The sequence below is a fragment of the Synechococcus sp. H60.3 genome, assembly GCF_047462295.1.
GTDB lineage: Bacteria > Cyanobacteriota > Cyanobacteriia > Thermostichales > Thermostichaceae > Thermostichus.
Genome location: NZ_JANSIY010000009.1, coordinates 1 through 19,097, shown reverse-complemented (window position 1 = coordinate 19,097; position 19,097 = coordinate 1). Strand labels below are relative to the sequence as shown.

16 protein-coding genes and 2 pseudogenes are annotated in these 19,097 nt (G+C 58.3%); 9 read left to right on the top strand and 9 right to left on the bottom strand.

The window, feature by feature from the left end:
- Positions 1-107: 107 nt before the first annotated feature.
- Positions 108-1,157 (bottom strand): cytochrome d ubiquinol oxidase subunit II, encoded by a 1,050-nt coding sequence (cydB, locus tag NW841_RS02135; protein WP_414365090.1) that lies wholly within the window; start codon positions 1,155-1,157, stop codon positions 108-110.
- A 164-nt stretch (positions 1,158-1,321) separates the two neighbouring features.
- On the bottom strand, positions 1,322-2,755 hold the full coding sequence (locus NW841_RS02130; protein WP_414365092.1) for a cytochrome ubiquinol oxidase subunit I: 1,434 nt from the start codon (positions 2,753-2,755) through the stop codon (positions 1,322-1,324).
- Between the two features lie 403 nt (positions 2,756-3,158).
- On the opposite strand from NW841_RS02130, the gene mfd reads away from it, so the two are divergent.
- From mfd to NW841_RS02110, 4 genes and pseudogenes are all read left to right on the top strand, one after another.
- On the top strand, positions 3,159-6,626 hold the full coding sequence (mfd, locus tag NW841_RS02125) for a transcription-repair coupling factor (RefSeq protein WP_414385158.1): 3,468 nt from the start codon (positions 3,159-3,161) through the stop codon (positions 6,624-6,626).
- A 235-nt stretch (positions 6,627-6,861) separates the two neighbouring features.
- Positions 6,862-7,660: pseudogene (locus tag NW841_RS02120) on the top strand (RNA-guided endonuclease TnpB family protein); the annotation flags it as partial.
- Between the two features lie 87 nt (positions 7,661-7,747).
- Positions 7,748-8,740 carry a GntR family transcriptional regulator gene (locus tag NW841_RS02115; protein WP_414370850.1) on the top strand — a complete coding sequence of 331 codons (993 nt, stop codon included), beginning with the start codon at positions 7,748-7,750 and terminating at the stop codon, positions 8,738-8,740.
- A 144-nt stretch (positions 8,741-8,884) separates the two neighbouring features.
- A complete protein-coding gene (locus NW841_RS02110; protein WP_414385157.1) occupies positions 8,885-9,319 on the top strand; it encodes a hypothetical protein in 435 nt (144 codons plus the stop codon).
- Between the two features lie 42 nt (positions 9,320-9,361).
- Here NW841_RS02110 and ribB read toward each other — a convergent pair.
- From ribB to NW841_RS02080, 6 genes and pseudogenes are all read right to left on the bottom strand, one after another.
- Positions 9,362-10,510 (bottom strand): annotated as a pseudogene (gene ribB / locus NW841_RS02105) (3,4-dihydroxy-2-butanone-4-phosphate synthase); the annotation flags it as partial.
- Between the two features lie 128 nt (positions 10,511-10,638).
- Complete coding sequence (gene moeB / locus NW841_RS02100) at positions 10,639-11,796, bottom strand: molybdopterin-synthase adenylyltransferase MoeB (RefSeq protein WP_414365096.1); 1,158 nt, start codon at positions 11,794-11,796, stop codon at positions 10,639-10,641.
- Positions 11,797-11,798: 2 nt separating this feature from the next.
- The gene (locus NW841_RS02095) at positions 11,799-12,080 is read right to left on the bottom strand and encodes a MoaD/ThiS family protein (protein ID WP_414377036.1); all 282 of its coding nucleotides are present in this window, start codon (positions 12,078-12,080) and stop codon (positions 11,799-11,801) included.
- 218 nt (positions 12,081-12,298) lie between these two features.
- Positions 12,299-12,787: a M67 family metallopeptidase gene (locus NW841_RS02090; protein ID WP_414385155.1), complete on the bottom strand. Its 489-nt coding sequence runs from the start codon at positions 12,785-12,787 to the stop codon at positions 12,299-12,301.
- Between the two features lie 123 nt (positions 12,788-12,910).
- Positions 12,911-13,033: a hypothetical protein gene (locus NW841_RS02085; protein WP_414370853.1), complete on the bottom strand. Its 123-nt coding sequence runs from the start codon at positions 13,031-13,033 to the stop codon at positions 12,911-12,913.
- A gap of 80 nt (positions 13,034-13,113) precedes the next feature.
- Positions 13,114-13,401, bottom strand: coding sequence for a DUF6464 family protein (locus NW841_RS02080; protein ID WP_414365101.1), 288 nt, complete (start codon positions 13,399-13,401; stop codon positions 13,114-13,116).
- Positions 13,402-13,773: 372 nt separating this feature from the next.
- Between NW841_RS02080 and hslO the strand changes: the two genes are divergently transcribed.
- Positions 13,774-14,733, top strand: a complete 960-nt coding sequence (gene hslO, locus NW841_RS02075; protein ID WP_414385152.1) for an Hsp33 family molecular chaperone HslO — start codon at positions 13,774-13,776, stop codon at positions 14,731-14,733.
- A gap of 60 nt (positions 14,734-14,793) precedes the next feature.
- Positions 14,794-15,798 (top strand): glycosyltransferase family 2 protein, encoded by a 1,005-nt coding sequence (locus NW841_RS02070; protein WP_414385151.1) that lies wholly within the window; start codon positions 14,794-14,796, stop codon positions 15,796-15,798.
- Between the two features lie 4 nt (positions 15,799-15,802).
- On the opposite strand, the gene NW841_RS02065 is transcribed toward NW841_RS02070, so the two are convergent.
- Positions 15,803-17,044, bottom strand: a complete 1,242-nt coding sequence (locus NW841_RS02065; protein ID WP_414365105.1) for a YcjF family protein — start codon at positions 17,042-17,044, stop codon at positions 15,803-15,805.
- Positions 17,045-17,284: 240 nt separating this feature from the next.
- Between NW841_RS02065 and NW841_RS02060 the strand changes: the two genes are divergently transcribed.
- From NW841_RS02060 to NW841_RS02050, 3 genes are all read left to right on the top strand, one after another.
- On the top strand, positions 17,285-17,836 hold the full coding sequence (locus tag NW841_RS02060) for a Dps family protein (protein WP_414335135.1): 552 nt from the start codon (positions 17,285-17,287) through the stop codon (positions 17,834-17,836).
- Between the two features lie 139 nt (positions 17,837-17,975).
- Complete coding sequence (locus NW841_RS02055; protein WP_414385149.1) at positions 17,976-18,248, top strand: Asr1405/Asl0597 family protein; 273 nt, start codon at positions 17,976-17,978, stop codon at positions 18,246-18,248.
- On the top strand, positions 18,232-18,834 hold the full coding sequence (locus NW841_RS02050; protein WP_414385147.1) for a (2Fe-2S) ferredoxin domain-containing protein: 603 nt from the start codon (positions 18,232-18,234) through the stop codon (positions 18,832-18,834). The genes NW841_RS02055 and NW841_RS02050 overlap by 17 nt, the downstream gene beginning before the upstream one ends.
- The last annotated feature ends 263 nt before the right edge of the window (positions 18,835-19,097 follow it).

Genomic DNA, 19,097 nt, shown 5'->3' with positions numbered 1-19,097 from the left:
TCCGATGTTCCCCTCGAGGTTAACCCTGTTTTGCTTGCAAATGTACCCCGCCTGGCAAAACGCTCGGCGGGGTCTTGATTTAAAAGTTGAGACTTTTTGCTTTGGGTTTAAGCTGCCTCCGAAACTTTGGCCTCTTCTGGCGTTGCTTCCTGCACCACGATCTTGCCCCGGAACACCACATAGTTGTAGATGTTGTAGGACAAAATAACCGGGATCAAAAAGCCAATAAAGGTGAGCATAAACACCAGTGAACTGGGAGAAGCTGCCGCCTCGTAGATGGTGACGCTGGGAGGAATAATGTTGGGGAAAACCATAAACCCCAGGCCGATAAAAGAAAGGGCAAAGATTAAAAAAGTGTAAACCAAAACGCTATTTTCTTCTCGCCGCCGCAGGCTGCGCAGCAACAGAGCCACCAACAAAAGTCCCAAAACGGGGATGGCAGCAAAGATATAGAAAAGAGGAGGCGAGAAAAGCTGAGCGCGCGCCTGCTCCGACATGATGGGGGTGCTGATGGTGATAAACACTGCCCCCAGCAACGTTGTCCAGGTGGCAATGGTTGCTGTCTTGTAGTAGGTTTTCTGCAGCTCGCCGGTGGTCTTAACGATCAGATAGGCCGAGCCGATTAACACGTAGCCCTGGATCAAGGTAAGAGCCACCAACACTGTGCGCCAGGTCAGCCAATCCCAAGGGCTGCCGGCAAAGTGGCCGGCTTCGTCGACGCGGATCCCTTCGAAGACACTGCCCAAGGCAAACCCCTGGCCCAAGGCCGCCAAAAAGCTGCCCACCCCGAAGGCGAGGTTCCACACCAGCTTGTTGTCGGCGTTCTCCCGAAACTCGAAAGAGACAGCCCGCAAGATCAGGCCCACCACCATGATCACCAGCGGAATGTAGAGAGCGTTGAGAATGGTGGCGTAGGCAAGGGGAAAGGCTCCAAATAAGGATCCCCCCATCAACACCAGCCAGGTCTCGTTGGCATCCCAGACATTGCCCAGGCTGGTCATGAGAATGCTGCGGCGGGTCTCGCTAGAAGCCGTCAGGGAGAGGATGCCAACCCCCAAGTCAAATCCATCTAGCAGAACATAAAGGAAGAGGAAGAGACCGAGGATAAAAAACCAGACTTGCGGTAAAAACTGCTGTAAAGGCTCGAAAGATTCCATCGTCGTTCTCTGTAGTTTATTTCCGACCAGTTCGAGACATGATCCCCCTCACCCCCAACCCCTCTCCCTCTGGGAGAGGGGAGTTGGAAATCGACGAGTGGCTTGGCTGCTGTTGGATGAGGAGCCTGCGGTGTTGTCTGGGTTCTGTTAGGGCTGCACCGGTGCTAGCGAGCTTCTGCAGGACGGCGATCCGGCTCGTGGCGGGCAGGCTCGATCACGATCACCGGCTGGGTTGCCGGAACGGGGGCAGGCAGCTCCAGGTCAGGCCCTCTGCGGATGATGCGGCTGCCAAAGTAAAGGGCAGCCACGAAAAACACCGTATACAAAGCAGTCAGGCCGACCAAAGAAAACAGCACCTCTCCCGGCGGCAGCGGCGAAACGGATTCCGCGGTGCGCAGTTGTCCATACACAATCCAGGGCTGCCGGCCAACGCAGCGGACAATCCAGCCAGCCTCGACGGCAATGTATCCCAGGGGGCCAGCAAAGACCCAGGCCCACATCAGCCACTTCTGCTGGGAGAGGGCCTCCGCCGACAGCTTGCCCCTCAACCACTGAATCAAGGTCACCCCCATAAGCCCGGCCAGAAACAGGCCAATGGCCACCATTGTCCTAAAGGAGTAGTAGATGAGGCCAATCATGTGGGGACGATTTTGGGGATCCCAAGCTTTCAGGCCTTGCACCGGTCGATCCAGCCTGGGCTTAAACTCCAGCAGATAGCCCAGCACACCGGGGATCTTCACCTCCCACTCGTTGCGCTCTTCTCGGTCGTTGGGCAGGGCTAGCAGGCTCCAATCGGCTCGTTCGCCGGCAGGGATCGTCTCCCACTGGGCCTCCATGGCCGCCAGCTTGGCCGGTTGATAGCGATACACTTGCTCCGCGCTCAAGTGGCCGATAAACACCTGCAAGGGGGCTACCACCAGAGCCATTGCCAAGACCACTTTGAGGGAACGGGAAAAAAACTCGCTGTGCCGCCGCTTGAGAATGTACCAGGCGCTGATGCCACCAATTACAAACAAAGAGGTCTCCAAAGTGGCAAAAAACATGTGCAGAAAGCTATTGACCATGAAGGGATTGACAATGGCTTGCAGGTAGTCGCGCACCACAAACTTTCCATTGACAAATACTCCCCCTGCCGGCGTCTGTAGCCAAGAGTTGGCCGTCAGGATCCAAAAGGTAGAGAGGTTGGCGCCGAAGGCCACCAGGATTGTCGAGATCCAGTGAATCACCGGCGGCACCCGCTCCCAGCCAAAGAGCATGATCCCCAAAAAGCTGGCCTCCAGCATAAAGGCCATCGTGCCCTCAAACCCAAGAACGGTTCCAAAGAAGTCGCCCACCGCCTCAGAAAAAGGGGCCCAGTTCATGCCAAATTGAAAGGCCATCGGCAACCCTGAGGCCACGCCGATACCAAAGTTCAACACATAGATCTTTGACCAGAAACGAGCGTGGCGATAGTAATCTAGATTGCGAGTTTTCAGCCAAAGGCCCTCTATAACAACAAGATAAATAGCCAGTCCCGTTGTTAAAACCGGCCATAGCATATGGAAAATGGCCGTGAGGGCAAACTGTAGTCGAGAAAGCGCGACGGTGTCTAGAAACATGATTGGCACCCAGTTTGGATGGATAAACTCAACTTTTCCCAACCCTCTCTGCTGCAGTTTGTGCAGGCCCACCTCCAGGTATGTTCGCTGCAGACATCCGTAGCCATTTGGATAAGGTGGGGAAGGCTATCTTTTTTGCTCCTCCTAGGATTGCATCTTGACCAGGATCAGCGATGGGCTGCTCGACTCTAAAGGTTAACTTTAGGATCCCGGGAGAAGAGGTTTTCTCCGTGTAAAGCGGACTACAGAATAAAGAGGGTTGCGAACTTGGCAGCCTGGGGATCCGCAATCCCGAAATAGCCCGTTGAGGGGCGGGGATAACGCCATGCAAATTTTCCTCAGGGCCTGCCAGAATTGGGATCCCGGCTTGTTGGAGATCCCAGTTGGCAGTAGGGGGTGGAAGATGTCGTTTGTCCCGCTGGTGCACTTTCTTGCCCAATCCGGCTTGGTACAAGAGTTGGCCGCCCGCTTGAGATCGCGGCGACAGGCAGCCATTCAGGGGGCAGGTCGGATCGCCAAGGGGTTGATGGCCTCGGCTTTGGCCCAGCAGGAGGGGAGATCCCTGCTGGTGGTGACTGCCACTTTGGAAGAAGCAGGCCGCTGGACGGCGCAACTGGAGGGCATGGGCTGGGAGAGCGTGTACCTTTATCCCACTTCTGAGGCTTCCCCCTATGAGCCGTTTGACCTGGAGCCGGAACTGGTGTGGGGACAATTGCAGGTGCTGGCCGATTGTCTCCAGGGCAGAAAGGGCATGGCCGTTGTGGCCACGGAGCGGGCCCTGCAACCCCATCTTCCCCCCCCAGAGGTGTTTCAGGGCTTTTGCCTCAAGCTGGAACCTGGCCTGGAGCTGTCGCCGCAGCAGTTGGGGCAGCAGTTGGCCCGGCTGGGCTACCAGCGGGTAAGCCTGGTGGAAAGCGAGGGGCAGTGGAGCCAAAGGGGCGATATTCTCGACATTTTCCCGGTGGCCTGCGAGTGGCCGGTGCGCCTGGAGTGGTTTGGCAATGAGCTGGAACGGCTGCGGGAGTTCGACCCGGTAAGCCAGCGCTCCCAAGATGGGATCCCTTCTGTCTGGCTGACCCCCACCGGCTATGGGCCCATGCTCTGGCCAGCGCTGCAGGAAAAGATGGAGCAGCTCTCCCCCGCCCTGCAGCAGCAGGGATCGCCTCCCCCAGAAGGCCTGCGCCGTTTTCTCGGCCTGCTCTACGATCCACCGGCCAACCTGCTGAGCTACCTGGATCCCAATACCTTGATCCTGATCGACGAGCCGGAGCAGTGCCAGGCCCACAGCCGGCAGTGGCTAGCCCACGCCGAGGAGCAGTGGCAATTGGCCCAGGCTGCTGAGCCGGCTCTAGTGCCCTTCCACCGCCCCTTTGATCTTGAGGCCGCTGAGTGGGATCCCTTCCCCCGCCTGTTGGCCCGTGCCTTTGCCCCTGCTGGCGAGGGGGAAGCTGTCCTCGACCTCAAAAGCCGGCCTGTCCCTGCCACTCCCCACCAGTTTGGATCCCTGGCCAAAACCCTGCGCGAGTACCGCAAGCAACACTTGCAGGTGTGGATCCTCTCCGCCCAGCCCTCCCGCACCGTGGCTCTGCTGCAGGAACACGACTGCCCGGCCCAGTACGTGCCCAACCCCAAAGATTTTCCGACTATCGAGCGCCAGCTCCAGTCCTACACGCCGGTGGCCCTGAAGTACTCCGGCCTAGCGGATCTGGAGGGGTTTCTCCTGCCCACGCTGGGGTGGGTGGTGCTGACCGACCGCGAGTTTTTCGGCCAGCACAGCCTGGCCACCCCCACCTATGTGCGCAAGCGCCGCCAGGCCAGCTCCCGCCAGGTGGATCCCAACCTGCTCAAGCCGGGGGATTTTGTTGTTCACAGGGCCCATGGCATTGGCCAGTTCCTGCGGCTGGAAAGCCTCACCATCGGCGGCGAAACCCGAGAATATCTGGTCATTCAATACAGCGATGGCCTGCTGCGGGTGGCTGCCGACCAGGTCAACTCCCTCTCCCGCTACCGGGCTAGCGGCGATGGCCCCCCTGCGCTGCACAAAATGTCCGGCAGCACCTGGGAAAAGACCAAGCAAAAAGTTAAAAAGAGCCTGCAAAAAGTGGCCCTTGACCTGTTGGAACTCTATGCCAAGCGTGCCCAACAGGAGGGCTATGCCTTCCCGCCCGATTCTCCTTGGCAACAGGAGCTGGAAGACTCTTTTCCCTATCCTCTGACACCGGATCAAATTCGCGCCGTCCAGGAGATCAAGCGGGATATGGAGTCTCCCCGCCCCATGGATCGGCTGCTGTGCGGGGATGTGGGTTTTGGCAAAACGGAAGTGGCTATCCGTGCCATTTTTAAAGCCGTAACCGCCGGCAAACAAGTAGCTCTTTTGGCGCCAACCACCATTCTCACCCAGCAGCACTACCACACTCTCAAAGAGCGCTTTGCCCCCTATCCCATTCAAGTGGGCTTACTCAACCGCTTCCGCACTCCCGACGAGAAAAAAGAGATCCTGGCCCGCCTCAAAAGTGGTGAACTGGATGTCATTGTGGGCACCCACCAGCTTTTAGGCAAGGATGTACAGTTTCGCGATTTGGGCCTTTTGGTCATTGACGAAGAACAGCGCTTCGGCGTCAACCAAAAAGAGAAAATTAAACTCCTCAAAACCCAGGTGGACGTGCTCACCCTTACAGCTACCCCCATTCCCCGCACTCTGTATATGGCCTTGTCGGGGTTGAGGGAAATGAGCTTGATCCAAACTCCCCCGCCCTCGCGGCGCCCGATTAAAACTCACCTCTCCCCCTACAATCCTGAGGTCATTCGCACGGCTATCCGCCAAGAGTTGGATCGCGGCGGGCAAGTCTTTTATGTTGTCAACCGCATTGAAGGGATCGAAGAGACCAGTGCCAAATTGCGGGAGTGGGTGCCCGGCGCCCGCATTGCCATTGCCCATGGGCAAATGCCGGAAGGAGAGCTGGAAGCGACGATGCTGGCTTTTAACAACGGGGAAATCGATATCCTGGTCTGCACCACCATTATTGAGTCGGGTTTGGATATTCCCCGTGTCAACACCATTTTGATTGAAAATGCCCAGGAGTTTGGGCTGGCTCAGCTTTACCAATTGCGAGGGCGGGTGGGCCGGGCTGGGATCCAAGCCCATGCTTGGCTGTTCTACCGAGAAGATGGCATCCTCACCGAAGAGGCCCGCAAACGCCTGCAGGCCATTCAGGAATTTACCCAACTGGGATCTGGGTATCAATTGGCGATGCGGGATATGGAGATTCGCGGCATTGGCAACCTGTTGGGCACGCAGCAATCGGGGCAGGTCAATGCTGTGGGCTTCGATCTTTATTTGGAGATGCTGCAAGAGGCCATTCGCGAAATTCGTGGCCAAGAGATCCCGCAGGTGGAAGATACGCAAATCGACCTCAATGTCACCGCCATGATCCCGCAAAGCTATATCCCCGACGAAGATCAAAAGATGCAGGCCTATCGCCAATTGGCTGCTGCCGGCTCTCGGGTCGAGCTGTTGCAAATTGCCCAGGAATGGCAGGATCGCTTTGGCCCCCTGCCCAAGCCTACCCAGGAGCTGCTGCGGGTGATGGAGCTGAAGATTTTGGCCCGCAGGCTGGGCTTTTCCCGTATCAGGCCGGCCAAGGAGCATGTCCTTTTGGAAACTCCCATGGAGGAGCCCGCCTGGAACCGCCTCAAGGAAGCGCTGCCCACTCACCTACAGCCTCGCTTTGTTTACCAGCCGGGCAAGGTGACGGTGCGGGGCCTGGGGATGGTGCCTGCGGCGCAGCAACTGGAGAACCTTTTGCAGTGGCTGGACAAAATGAGCTTAGCCCTGAGCCGGATAGAGGCCGGGATCCCAACAGCCACTTAGTCCTGGCTGCGGGGCGGAGTTGGGCTTCGGCTGGGAGAAACTGGGAGGGGTGCCCGGCCTTCCTCGGGTTAGACTTTCGCACTCGCTGTTGCCTTGCATTTGCGTCATCTGAATGCGCGGGATACCCCACCGTCTATACGGCGAGGAAGGATAGTGCCTAACATACTCAGCATGACCCAAGTTCTGACTATCTCTTGCAAGCTCAAGGTGTCTGCGTCGCAAGCCACAAAGCTGGATGCAACCAAGGCTCCGGCTCGCTGGCGCGAGTGGTAACTATCAGCGTGGCATGTTGACAGGTTCTCATCTCAAAGTAGCCACGTTGGTCAAACGCCAAGATGGTTCCTACTCCATCCAGATTGGCGTGGAATCTGAGGTGCCGGAACCCCAAAACACCGGCAAGGTCATCGGTGTAGACTTGGGCAGGACAGATATTGCCCACACATAAGGACTCCGTCCCGCTGACGCGAGCAGAGGGTGACAACTGGAATGGACAGCAGTTGAACCAGGAAAAAGACCCCTACTCCCAGTTGAGGGCGGTTCTCCAGCGTAAAGCCAGTCAGGGCACACATAGTTCTCGGCCCAGGTGCCGTCAACTGCTGCAACGGCTGTCTGGTAGGAAGAGACGCTTTCAAGCTTGGGTGAATTACTGCATCTTCAAAGCCATTGTTTCTAGGGCCAAAGCTGCCTGTAGCACCATTGCCCTGGAAGACTTGGCTGGGATGAGGTCTCTGGCCCGCTGACGCGAGCGGGAGCGTGTCAACCAGCAGCCGCGCAGCAAGCCAGAGCAGCGGCGGTCGAATAGTGAGGCCTACGGCCCGCTAGCGCGAGGGGCGTTCTACCCGTTGAGGCAGTTTGTGCGCTACAAGGCAGTAAGAGCAGGAGTCAAGGTTGTGGTGGTTCCGCCTGCCTACACTTCGCAGACCTGTCACCGGTGCTTGTGGCTTGGTCAGCGGGAAGGGAAGCGTTTTCGTTGTGTGAACCCGGCTTGTGGTTGGGAAGGGGATGGAGATTTTAACGCTGCCACTCGCGTTAGCGGGACGGAGTTCTTGTGAGCGAGCTTCAGGGCTACTAAAAACCCCATCCGCCTACGCGGTGGGGTAGTTCATGGAGAAAAGTGCGTCATGATGCGCATTTCTATTCAGCCGGAGAGCAGGATCCCTGGCTCTGTCCAGCTCTTCAACTTGCTCTGTTTTGGCATTGCCTGCGGGCAATTTCCTCCCGGCTATCGCCTGCCCAGCACCCGTCAATTGGCCATGCAAACGGGCCTGCACCGCAACACCATCCACAAGGTTTACCACCAACTGGAGGCCATGGGTCTGGTGGAAACGCGCGCTGGATCTGGCATTTACGTCAGCGGCTCCGCCCGCCAGGCGGTTAACCGCTCTTCTTGTAGTCTGGGCGAAAACCTGGATCGATCCCAACAAGCCCTGCAGCAGGTGCGCCAGGGCATCGATCAGCTTCAGCAACAGGGCTTTTCTCTGGAGCAGGTGCGGGATCTGCTGCTGGCGGAGATCGACTGGCGGTTGCGCTGCAGTGCCCAAGTGCTGGTGTGCGTGCCCAATCGGGATCTGGGCACAGGACAACTGATGGCCCAACAAATCCAACAGACTTTGGGCATCCGGGTGCAGTTGGTGCCCCTAGAGGATCTGGCCGCCGTGCTGGATCAAATCCATTCCGGCACTGTGGTGACGCTCCACTATTTTCTCAGCGCCGTCGAGGCCATTGCCCAGCCGCGGGGGGCCCGTGTTCTCCCGGTGGAGGTATCTGACTACGCCCGCGAAATTGCCCTGATCCGCCAATTGCCTCCCCACGCCTGTCTAGGGCTGGTGAGCATCAGCACCGCCCTCCTGGAAGTTGCCGAGGTGATTGTCCACAGCCTGCGGGGAGACCTGCTGGTGCTGACGGCGGTGATTTCCGATGCCGAGCGGGTGGGATCCCTAATCCGCCGTGCCCACACCCTCATCTGCGACGAGGCCAGCTACCCCACCCTGCGCGCCCTAGTGCGCCAAGCCCGCCCCGACCTGATCCGCACGCCCCACCTGGTCTGCACCGCCCCCCACATCGGAGAAGCAGCCATGGCCGAGCTGCGACGGGAATTGGGCGGGATCCCATGAGCAGCAAGGGCGAGAAAACGCCTTAAGTCAGTCTTGTTGCAAGCAGGCCATTTCGCGGATGACGGGCTGTGCAATGGTGTGCTTAAGTGGAAATACGGTAAAAGCCACCCTAATCTGATCCATCGCTAGTCAGTCTTTACACGTATGGTGATCCTCGACTACACCTCCGCCGATCGCGACCATGTGGCGGTGACACGGGAAGGTTTCTGGGAAGCCATCCGCTTCCAGGGCCATTTTTACGTCTTTAACCGCAGCTTTTCTCGGCTGCAGGACGCCATCGACAGTTGCCGCTACGACATGGATCGCGGCTCCCTGATCAGCATTGTGGTGGTGCGATCCCAGAGCTACGAGGTGTGGTCGCAGGTGGGATCCGACATTCCCGTCTTGCCAAAGCCCCTCTTGAGCCCCACGGCCAGGGACTCTGTCTTGCCAGCGCGTATGGCTCCATCTTTGCCCAAACGTCCTTCCTGGTCGTTCTGGCACTGGGGATGCAAGGCTTATGGGGTCGAGGACGAACCGGCTGCACCGCGGCCCCTGTTCCACCACACCGCCCGGCCCTACAACGCTCTACAGGCTTAAGCCGGAATGGGTCGCGTTTTCTAGAGAACAGGATGGCTGCACGTGCAAATTGAGATCCGGCTCTTCCACCAGCAAGGGCACCCGCTCGGCCACTTCCAGGCCAAATCCTTTCAAGCCGCTGATGTGGCGAGAGGTGTTGCTGATCAAGCGCATTTGGCGCACCCCCACATCGCGTAGGATCTGGGCGCCAATGCCGTAATCCCGCAGATCCATCGCTGCCGGCGGCGCGGTTTCAGCTAGCCCCAGATCCTGCAGGGCATAGGACTGAATTTGCCGGATGAGGCTAAGCTCCTGCTCTTGCCGGCGCAGGTACACCAGCACCCCCTTGCCCTGGTGGTCGATCATCTTCAGGGCGGCGGTCAATTGGCGGCGGCAGTCGCAGCGCAGGGATCCCAGCGCATCCCCCAGGGGGCATTCCACATGCACGCGCACCAGGACGGGCTCGGCGGCAAATTGGGTCGGATCCCCCTTCACCAGCGCCAGGTGCTCCACCTGGTTGAGGGTGTCGCGGTAGCCGTAGACCTGAAACCGGCCAAACTCCGTCGGCAAGGTGGCAGTAGCCCCCCGATGCACCAGCCGTTCGGTGCGCAGGCGGTACTCGATCAGATGGGCGATGGTGATGATCTTCAGATTGTGCTGGCGGGCATAGTCGATCAACTGGGGCAGGCGGGCCATCGAGCCATCCGGGTTTTGGATCTCGCAGATCACCCCTGCCGGGTACAGCCCCGCCAGCAGCGCCAGATCCACCGCCGCTTCCGTGTGGCCGGCCCGTTTGAGTACCCCACCCTCCCGCGCCCGCAGCGGAAAGACATGCCCAGGGCGACGCAGATCTTCCGGTCGCGTATGGGGGTGGATGGCCGCCTGGATGGTCCGAGCGCGATCGGCAGCGGAAATGCCCGTCGAAACCCCTAACTCTGGCCCGGCGTCGATGCTGACGGTAAAGGCAGTCTGGTTGCTGTCGGTGTTTTGCCCCACCATCAGCGGGATCTTCAGCTCGTCCAGACGGGATCCCTGCATGGCTAGACAAATGAGGCCCCGCCCATGGGTGGCCATGAAGTTGATCACCTCTGGCGTGGCAAACTGGGCAGCACAGATCAGATCCCCTTCGTTTTCCCGATTTTCGTCATCGACCACGATGACCATGCGGCCACACTTGAGGTCTTCCAGGGCTTCGGGGATGGAGTGAAAGATGGTTTCTGTCTCTGCCGGCAAAGTGGCACTCATGGAAAAAGGGACGCAAAAGGGAGAAATTATATTGGGCACAGCCGGCTCTGGGCAGCGGAGCCATCGTATCCTGGACCAGGGATCCGGAAGTTGTCTCAGTACTTGGGAATCGAGGGATCGTAAGCCTCAGCCCAGGCGAGGATGCCACCGCGTAGATTTTTCCCCTCGATCCCGGCAGTTTGTAGGATCTTCAAGGCCTTGGCCGAGCGCACTCCACTCTTGCAGTGGACGATCAGCTCCGAGCCGTTGAGCAGCTTGCGCACCTGCTCCACCCCATCACCATTTTCGATTTGCGGCAACGGGATCAGGTGGGCGCCAGGGATCCGACCGATCTCCCACTCGTTGGGGTTGCGCACGTCGATCAACACAAAATCTTTGCCGGCATCCATCCGCGCCTTCAGCTCGGCCACACTGATCTCCGGGATCTCCGCTTGGCTAGCTTGCGCTTGCGGGATCCCGCAGAACTGCTCATAGTCGATAAGTTGAGTGATGGGCGGGGTGGCGGGGTTTTTGCGCAGCTTTAGCTCGCGGAAGCTCATTTTTAGAGCATCGTAGAGCAGCAGCCGCCCGCTCAGGGTCGTGCCGATGCCCAACAGGATCTTCACAGTCTCCGTAGCTTGAATGAGGCCGATGATGCCGGGCAGGATCCCCAGCACTCCCCCCTCGGCACAGGAGGGAACCAGCCCCGGTGGGGGTGGCTCGGGGTAGAGATCGCGGTAGTTGGGCCCATCCTCGTAGTTGAAGACCGTCGCCTGCCCTTCAAAGCGGAAGATCGAGCCGTAGACATTGGGCTTGCCCGTCAGCACACAGGCATCGTTGACCAGGTAGCGGGTGGGAAAATTATCGGTACCGTCCACGATCACGTCGTAGTTGGCAAACAGCTCCAGGGCGTTGTGGGCCTTCAGAGCGGTGTTGTAAACGTCCACCTGGCAATAGGGGTTGATCTCCAGGATGCGATTTTTGGCCGATTCCACCTTGGGCTTGCCCACCCAGGAAGTGCCGTGGATCACCTGCCGCTGCAGGTTCGACACATCCACCACATCGAAATCGACGATGCCGATCCGCCCCACGCCGGCTGCCGCCAAGTACAACAACAGGGGCGAGCCGAGGCCGCCTGTGCCGATGCAGAGCACCTTGCCTGCTTTCAGCCGCTTCTGCCCCTCCAGGCCCACCTCCGGCAGGATCAAATGGCGAGAAAACCGCTCCATCTCCTCGCGGGAGAGGCTGACTTGGCTGGTGTCTAGGTGCAACATAGTCAAAACCCTCCGGCAATGGCAGGAACGATGCTGATGGTGGCTTTCTCTCCCACAGGAGTGTCGTCGCCTTGGGCCAAAGTGCGCACATCTTCGTCGTTGAGGTAAACGTTGACGAAATTGCGCAACTTGCCGTCTTCGGTGTAGAGGTGGCGCTTTAGCTCGCCATAGCGGGCGATCAGATTGCGCATTACTTCGCCAACGCTGTTGCCCTCGATCTCGACAGCTTCCAGGTTGTCGGTGTAGGGACGCAAGGGGGAGGGAATCAGGACTTTGGTTGCCATGGGAGTTCGGGGAAGGGTTCTAGCGATCTGGTTGATCTACACCTTGAGGTTCTGAGCTGAACTATTCCAAGTGTCACCTCATCAAGTTCAGAGTACCGCTTTTTCCGACAACCCTCACCACAGTCATTGCCCAACAGGGATCCCAAAGCTTCTCAGCCATAAGCCTCACTTTTGGAGGGAAGGTTGGCGGGAAAACAGCAGTCAGCTCCGCCCAGGCTCTAGCCAGCCCGAGCCACAAGCGAGGGCAGAGATTTGTCTTCCCAAATCTGCATCGGCTCCCGTTGGGGCTGCTCCTGCTCATCCAAAATCCAGCTTGCCACCTCCTCTGCCTTGCCCTCGCGCACGCTAACAATCACGCAGGAAAAGCCCCAAGGAAAAGCGTGCTGCCGGTCGAACTCCGAAGGAACAGCCGCGTGGTTGGGGTGGGAATGGTAGGTGCCCAGGATCCCCAGGCCTTTGCGCATGGCATGGTCGTTGGCCCGCTTGAAATCCGCCGGGTCGATCAAGAAGCGGCGGCGGCTGGATTCCCCGTCTGCCAAGGGGTTTTCGGCTTGATCCCAGGTGTTGGCCACTGCCCAGAGTTCATGGACGATCTTGTCCGATCCCTTGAGCTCGCCGATCAAAATACCGCAGCCCTCGTAGGGAAAGGCTTGCTCGCCATGCTGGCGGATGGCGCGAAGATGCTCTGCCGAGAGGTAAAGGGCCATGAATCTCGCTTTTGCCGATGGAGTTACCGTTCTTTCATTTTGACACGAAAAGAGGCTTGCTAGCCTCCTACTTAGGTCCGGGCAGAGCCCTGGGCTGATGAACTGGGGAACTGCGCAGAGTCCCTAGCGCTCCGGGAAAACAGCCATGCCGTTGCCTTGGCGTTTAGCCAGCCGGTCGGCAGGGGGAGTGGCAAAGGTTGACCGGAGATAGGATCCCTTATCTTGCCGCCGGTCTTCCTTTGGCATCAGTGGGAGTGTAAACCCAGCGCAACCTGGGGATGCGGTAGGATGCAGAAGTCCATCTGAACAGATTTGGATGCGGCAAACTAACCGGGAACATTAGGGTGACGAGCCGGCAGCGGAGGAACAAGCGGAGAATAGTGGGGGCAGCCCTGGCAGGGCCCTTGCGGGTTGACGGCACAGCGCAACCAAGCCGACTGGGCGCTGAAAACACAGGAGGGATCCCCTAGCGGCTGGCCGAATTCACCGGCCCGTTGGCGGCGCAGCAGTACCACTTGTCGTCGCCAATCCTGCAAAAAGCGGCTGTAGGCACGTTCCCGCCAGCGACGCTTGGCCGCATGTTCCGAGACATAGGCAGTGAGGTTATCCAACATGGAACAGTCACCCAGGGAGTAAGGCCAACAGGCTGGGGGTCGCGTTGGATCAGTCTAGATCCTCAGGATGGCACACTCTGGCAAGAGAGGGAGAAATTGCAGAAGAATTGCAAACTCTCCCTACCTTACTGAGGATGAAGCACCACTTTGCCAACTGGAGGGCGGGGCGGCAGCATGGGCAAGGTGATTGGTTTGAGCCGAAAAACTAGCGGAGCAAGCTGCCGGCTAGTGGGCAGGGGGATAAGCCGCCTATGATGGTATGGTGCAGGCTGGCTCCGACTTATAGCGAAGTTGCAGCGAGCCCACGGGGAAAGAAGTAAGTCGCCAGGGGATCCCTGCAGGCTTGCTTTCGAGACGTGAGTTGAGGTTGTGATGACGGATACCTCTGGGTCAGAGCAATGGAAAGGCTTGAAAGCCATCTCTGAGAGTTCTCCCCTCTCCCTTCCGGATCACCTGATCCGAGCTACGGCGGCAGAAGGCAAGATCCGCGTGGTGGGCTTAGTGTCCACCCAGGCAGTCCAGGAAGCGCGGGAGCGGCACAAGCTCTCCTACGTGGCGACAGTGGCGCTGGGGCGGGCCATGAGTGCAGCCCTGTTGCTGGCAGCTAACCTGAAGCGACGCCAGGCGCGGATCAACCTGCAACTGAAGGGAAATGGCCCCTTGGGCAGCATCTATGTAGATGCCGGCATGGACGGCACGGTACGCGGCTATGTGAGCAACCCTGCCGTTGAACTTCCTCTCACCCCTGAGAGCAAGTTAGATGTGGGTCAGGCCGTTGGGCGTTACGGCTATTTGCATGTGCTGCGGGACTTGGGCTACGGCCAGCCTTACACCAGTGCTGTGGAACTGGTTTCAGGGGAGGTGGGAGACGATATCAGCTACTACCTCTCCTCCTCGGAGCAGATCCCCTCGGCAGTTCTTTTGGGGGTCAACCTCGATTCCCAGCGGGTGCGCGCCGCCGGTGGAGTGTTGATGCAGCTCATGCCGGGAGCACCAGCCAGTCTGATCCCGGAGATGGAGGCCCGTTTGGCCAAAGTAGAGGAATTCAGTCCAATGCTGGCCTACGGCGGCGGTTTGCTGGAGCTGTTGCAAATTTGTCTGGGCGACCTGGATCTGAAGATCACGCCGGAGGTGCACACCATCCGCTTCTATTGCCAGTGCAACTCCGACCGGGTGAAGGGGGCGTTGCGTATGTTGGGGCGGGACGAGCTCATCGACATGATCCGTACTGATAAGGGAGCAGAGGCGGTTTGCCAGTTCTGTAACGAGGTCTATCGCATCTCGGAGGACGAGCTGCGCTCGATTGTGGCAGAGATGTCGGCAAACCCATAGCACCCCCTGATGGCAGAATAATCGCCAGCTACGGGATCCCTGTTCTTCTGTCATCCTCCTATGTCCTCTGCGCCTGCTCCCCCTGAGCTCTCGGTTGTCATCCCCTGCAAAAATGAGGCGGAGAACCTGGATCACCTGTTCGAGCGCCTGCGCCTAACCTTGGATCCATTGGGGATCCCCTACGAGATCATCTGTGTCAACGACGGCAGCCAGGACGACACGCTGGAAAAGCTTATTGCCTTCCATCGCCAGGATCCCCGCATCAAGGTGGTGAACCTCTCCCGCTGTTTTGGCAAGGAGATTGCCCTCACAGCGGGTCTGGATTATGCCTCTGGCAGAGCCGTTGTTCCCATCGATGCCGACCTGCAGGATCCCCCAGAGTTGATCCCGGAAATGCTGCAGCAGTGGCGGCAGGGCTACCAGGTGGTGTACGCTGTGCGCCGCAGCCGCCAAGGGGAAAGCTGGCTAAAACGCTTCACCGCCAATGGGTTTTATTGGGTCATTGACCAGCTCAGCCAGGTGCGGATCCCGCGCAATACAGGAGATTTTCGGCTGTTGGATCGGCAGGTGGTAGACGCCATCAAGCAACTGCGGGAGCGCACTCGCTTTATGAAAGGGATCTTTGCCTGGGTAGGCTACCGGCAGGTGGCCATTTTTTACGACCGCGCCCCCCGTTTTCGCGGCAAAACCCAGTGGAACTACTGGCGGCTGTGGAACCTAGCCATAGAAGGCATCACCTCTTTTAGCTCTTGGCCCTTGCGGGTGTGGAGCTATCTGGGCTTGGCGATCTCGCTAGCGGCTCTGCTGTATGGCCTTTTCCTCGTCATTCGTACTTTGCTGTTTGGCTCCGATGTGCCCGGCTACGCCTCTTTGGCGGTGATGACCTTGTTTTTGGGCGGGATCCAGTTGATTAGCCTGGGCGTGATTGGAGAGTATCTGGGCCGCATTTTTGAAGAAGTGAAAGGCCGCCCCTTGTACCTAGTCAATGGCTCCTTTGGGTTCGAGAGCGCACGAGCTTCCCCTGCTCCAGAATTAGATCCAATGTCTACGCAAAAGCTGGGATAAAAAGTCATTTTTCCCAATCCCAGTTTTTGAGAGTTTTGTGTCCCGAAGCAGCATATTCTCGGTACTCGCGCACAAAGATCTCCTGCATCTGGGCCTGGGATAGCTGGATCCCTTGGATTTCGGCGCGGGCGATGGCCTTCATCAGCTCGATATAGGCCAGGCCAAGGGAAAGGGTCAGGGTAGCCGCTGTGGTGGACTGGATGATGCCGCCTGCCAGGGATCCCGCGCCGGGGATCAACTTCAGCAGGTTTGAGACAATGGCCCGCCCAGTGACTACTGCGCCCCCAATTCCCGCCAAAGCCGCCATCAAAGAGTAGTAAAAAGAAGGGGAGGCTTTATAGCCAAAGATAAAGCTGATATTGGCAATCATGCCCACTTGTGCTGCTGCCAGTAGAGGGGCATCGGCAAAAGGAAGAGGTGCGGCGCCGATGAACGCTGCGCTGGCCACATAGCCCGATACATACTTAAAAGCAGCATCGGCCTTGAGATCCACCCGCAGCAATTGCTGGCGGATAAAGGCAAGGCGGGCTACCTCTGGCAGCAGCTCCGAGGTGCAGCCGATTAGGTGCTCTAGCCCGTGGGCGGGGATGGTGAGTTGCCGGTTAATGACCTTGTCCTTAGCCAAAAGAGGAACAATGTAGCGAACAGGGAGATTTTGGCGCTGCAAGTACTGAAAAAACTCGCTCTCTTCGGGATTGGGATATTCCAGGCATTGGGTCAAGACTAAGATGACCGGTACATCTTTGAGTTCTAACTCTCTCAGCCACTCACGCTCGGTTTCCTCCAGCCGCTTCAGTTCGTGGTGGATGCAATACCAAACAATGTGAATGTGATGTTCGGGATCCTTGAGGCGCAGCTCGTCGATCAGTTGGGACACCTCGAGGCGGATCTGGATATTCTGGTCTCCCGCCAATTCCATGCCAGGTGTATCGTAGATGGTGATTGGGCAGCCTTGCTTAGAATATTGGCGAATGTGGCGGGTAACAGGGCTGCCAACACCAGTGCGGGCCAGCTCATCTTTAAACACCGCGTTGACCAAGGTGCTTTTGCCCACCCCACTTTTGCCAATCACCAGGACATTACAGTGGCCCATTTCTGCCTCTGCTTCCAGCAGGCTCTCTTTGAACAGGTGGCTGGCCCAATCCCAAGGTTCCTGCGGTTTCCCCCCAGCCCGCGCAACTGTTTGATGGGTTAGGCGAATCAGTTTTTCTATCCAGGAGTGGCTTTCTGGCTCCGTTTGCGACATGCTCCATCTCCAGGTACGGGATCAACTGGGCTAACGCTCCCAGTCCAGTGTAAATCGGGAAGATGCGGCTACTCTCTGACCAGCCCACCGGTTCTGCTGCAACAAGCACTTTGTTGAGAGCTATTCACAAGAACTGTTGAGTTAGACTATGCTGGGGTGAGGATAGCCCCAAGAAACCCTGGATCTGTCCACTCGAGTAGGCTGGACAATTAGCTCTCTTACTTCGGAGAACCTTGCCCTATGTCTGAAACCTCAACCTTGCGCCAGTCCTTCAACAGCGTGCGCAACAACCCTGTCTCCCTCGGCCTGGAGGTGACCCAGCCGATCTGCGAGGGGATGAACGCCCTTCTGGCCAGCTTCCAAGGGCTGTACTTGCAGTACCAGAAGCATCACTTCGTAGTAGAGGGCACCGAGTTCTACCCGCTACACCAATTGTTCAAGGATCACTACGAGCAGGTGAGGGAACATGTCCACGACCTGGGAGAACGCCTCGAAGGTCTGGGGGGTGTGCCGGTAGCCACCTTCGCCACCTTGGCCCGCCTCTGCTGCTTTACCCCTGAGCCGGATGGCGCTTTTGAGGCGCGGCAAATGTTGCAAAATGACCTGGCGGCAGAGCAGGCCATCATCGATTTGCTGCGGCGCCAAGCCGCCCAAGCGGAAAGCCTAGGGGATCGCGCCACCCGCTACCTCTACGAGCAGATTCTGCTCAAGACGGAAGACCGGGCCTTCCACCTCAACCACTTCCTGGCCAACGACAGCCTAGTGTTTGGCTTGATGGACGGCAGAGCCTAGTCAGGATCTGGGGCAGGTTCGCCGGCCAGGTGACCTGTCCTTAGGCCTGAGGGCTTATTTTTGTAAGCATTTGTTGAAAATTCATATCATTACTGCCCGATTGGGTTTAGATTTATTTGCCGAGGTTTTGCTCCTAGCCATGAACCCTGTATCTTTTGAGGGCAGCTATTGTTTGCAGATCCCCTTAGGGGAACGCTGGCGCATTGGGCGGCGGCTGGTGGAGTTGGGGATCCCGGCGGTCTGTGCAGGAGATGGCCATTTACAGGTGCAGGTGGACACGCCTCTGGCCCTGTTGCAGGTGCGCAGCGTGATCCGCCAATACACGGCGCGGCGGCGGGAGTTATTGGACAGCCTAGAGACGTGTTGGCAGCTCAACACCGAGCCTGGGGGACAAGATGAGCAAGTTGGCTAAGCAAAGGATCCCGTTTGAGTCAGAAGGTCAGTTCCTGGGATTTCTTCCCGATAAGGATGGCAAGCTCAAGTATTTGCGCTGGCAGGCCGGAGCGGAAGTGTTTGCCGGCAAGATCCCCAAGCCGCTGCGCTCTGAGCTCTACCGCAGCCTCAAGCCAGGGGATAGGGTGCAGATTGCGGGGGAGCGGGAAGTGAATTTGCTGAAGGGGCGGGAGAAATGGGTGCTCTACCGCGTGGTTCCTGTCCAGGCAGGGATCCCAGCCACATCTCCCCCAAAAGCTGCTCCAGAATCGGAGGAAAAGAGAAAAGGGGTCGTCTTGGTCTGCCAGAAGTCCGACTGCTGTCGGCGGGGGGCGCTGGAGGTGATACAGGCTCTGCAGGCACACTTGGCAGCCTACCCAGAGACCATTCGGGTGCAGGGGGTGGGCTGCCTGAAGGACTGCAAACGGGGGCCGAACGTGGTGTTCCTGCCCGACAAGGCTCGCTACAGCGGCGTTTCTCCGCAAGGGATCCCGGCTTTGTTGGAGCGGCATTTTCCGATTGCTTCGTTGCAGGTACAGCAGGTTGAGACGGCGGCTTCCTCCTGACGCTCATGCTGATCCCCCCACGGGCGAGCGGATTTCCCTTGACTTTTCGCATGAACTACCCCACCGCGCAGGCGGGTGGGGTTTCCCCATCCGCTTTACGGTGAGATTTTTGTCTCTTCCTCTGCCCCAGTTGCTTCATCGCTCCCGTGTACCGGGTCTCTGTTCGCAAAGCGTGGCGCTAGCCATAGTAGAGCTGAAGCATCCAAGACTCACGAGGCGGGTTCCCAGCCCCGGTTGCTGATTAGTAGCAACGTTGTAGAAAA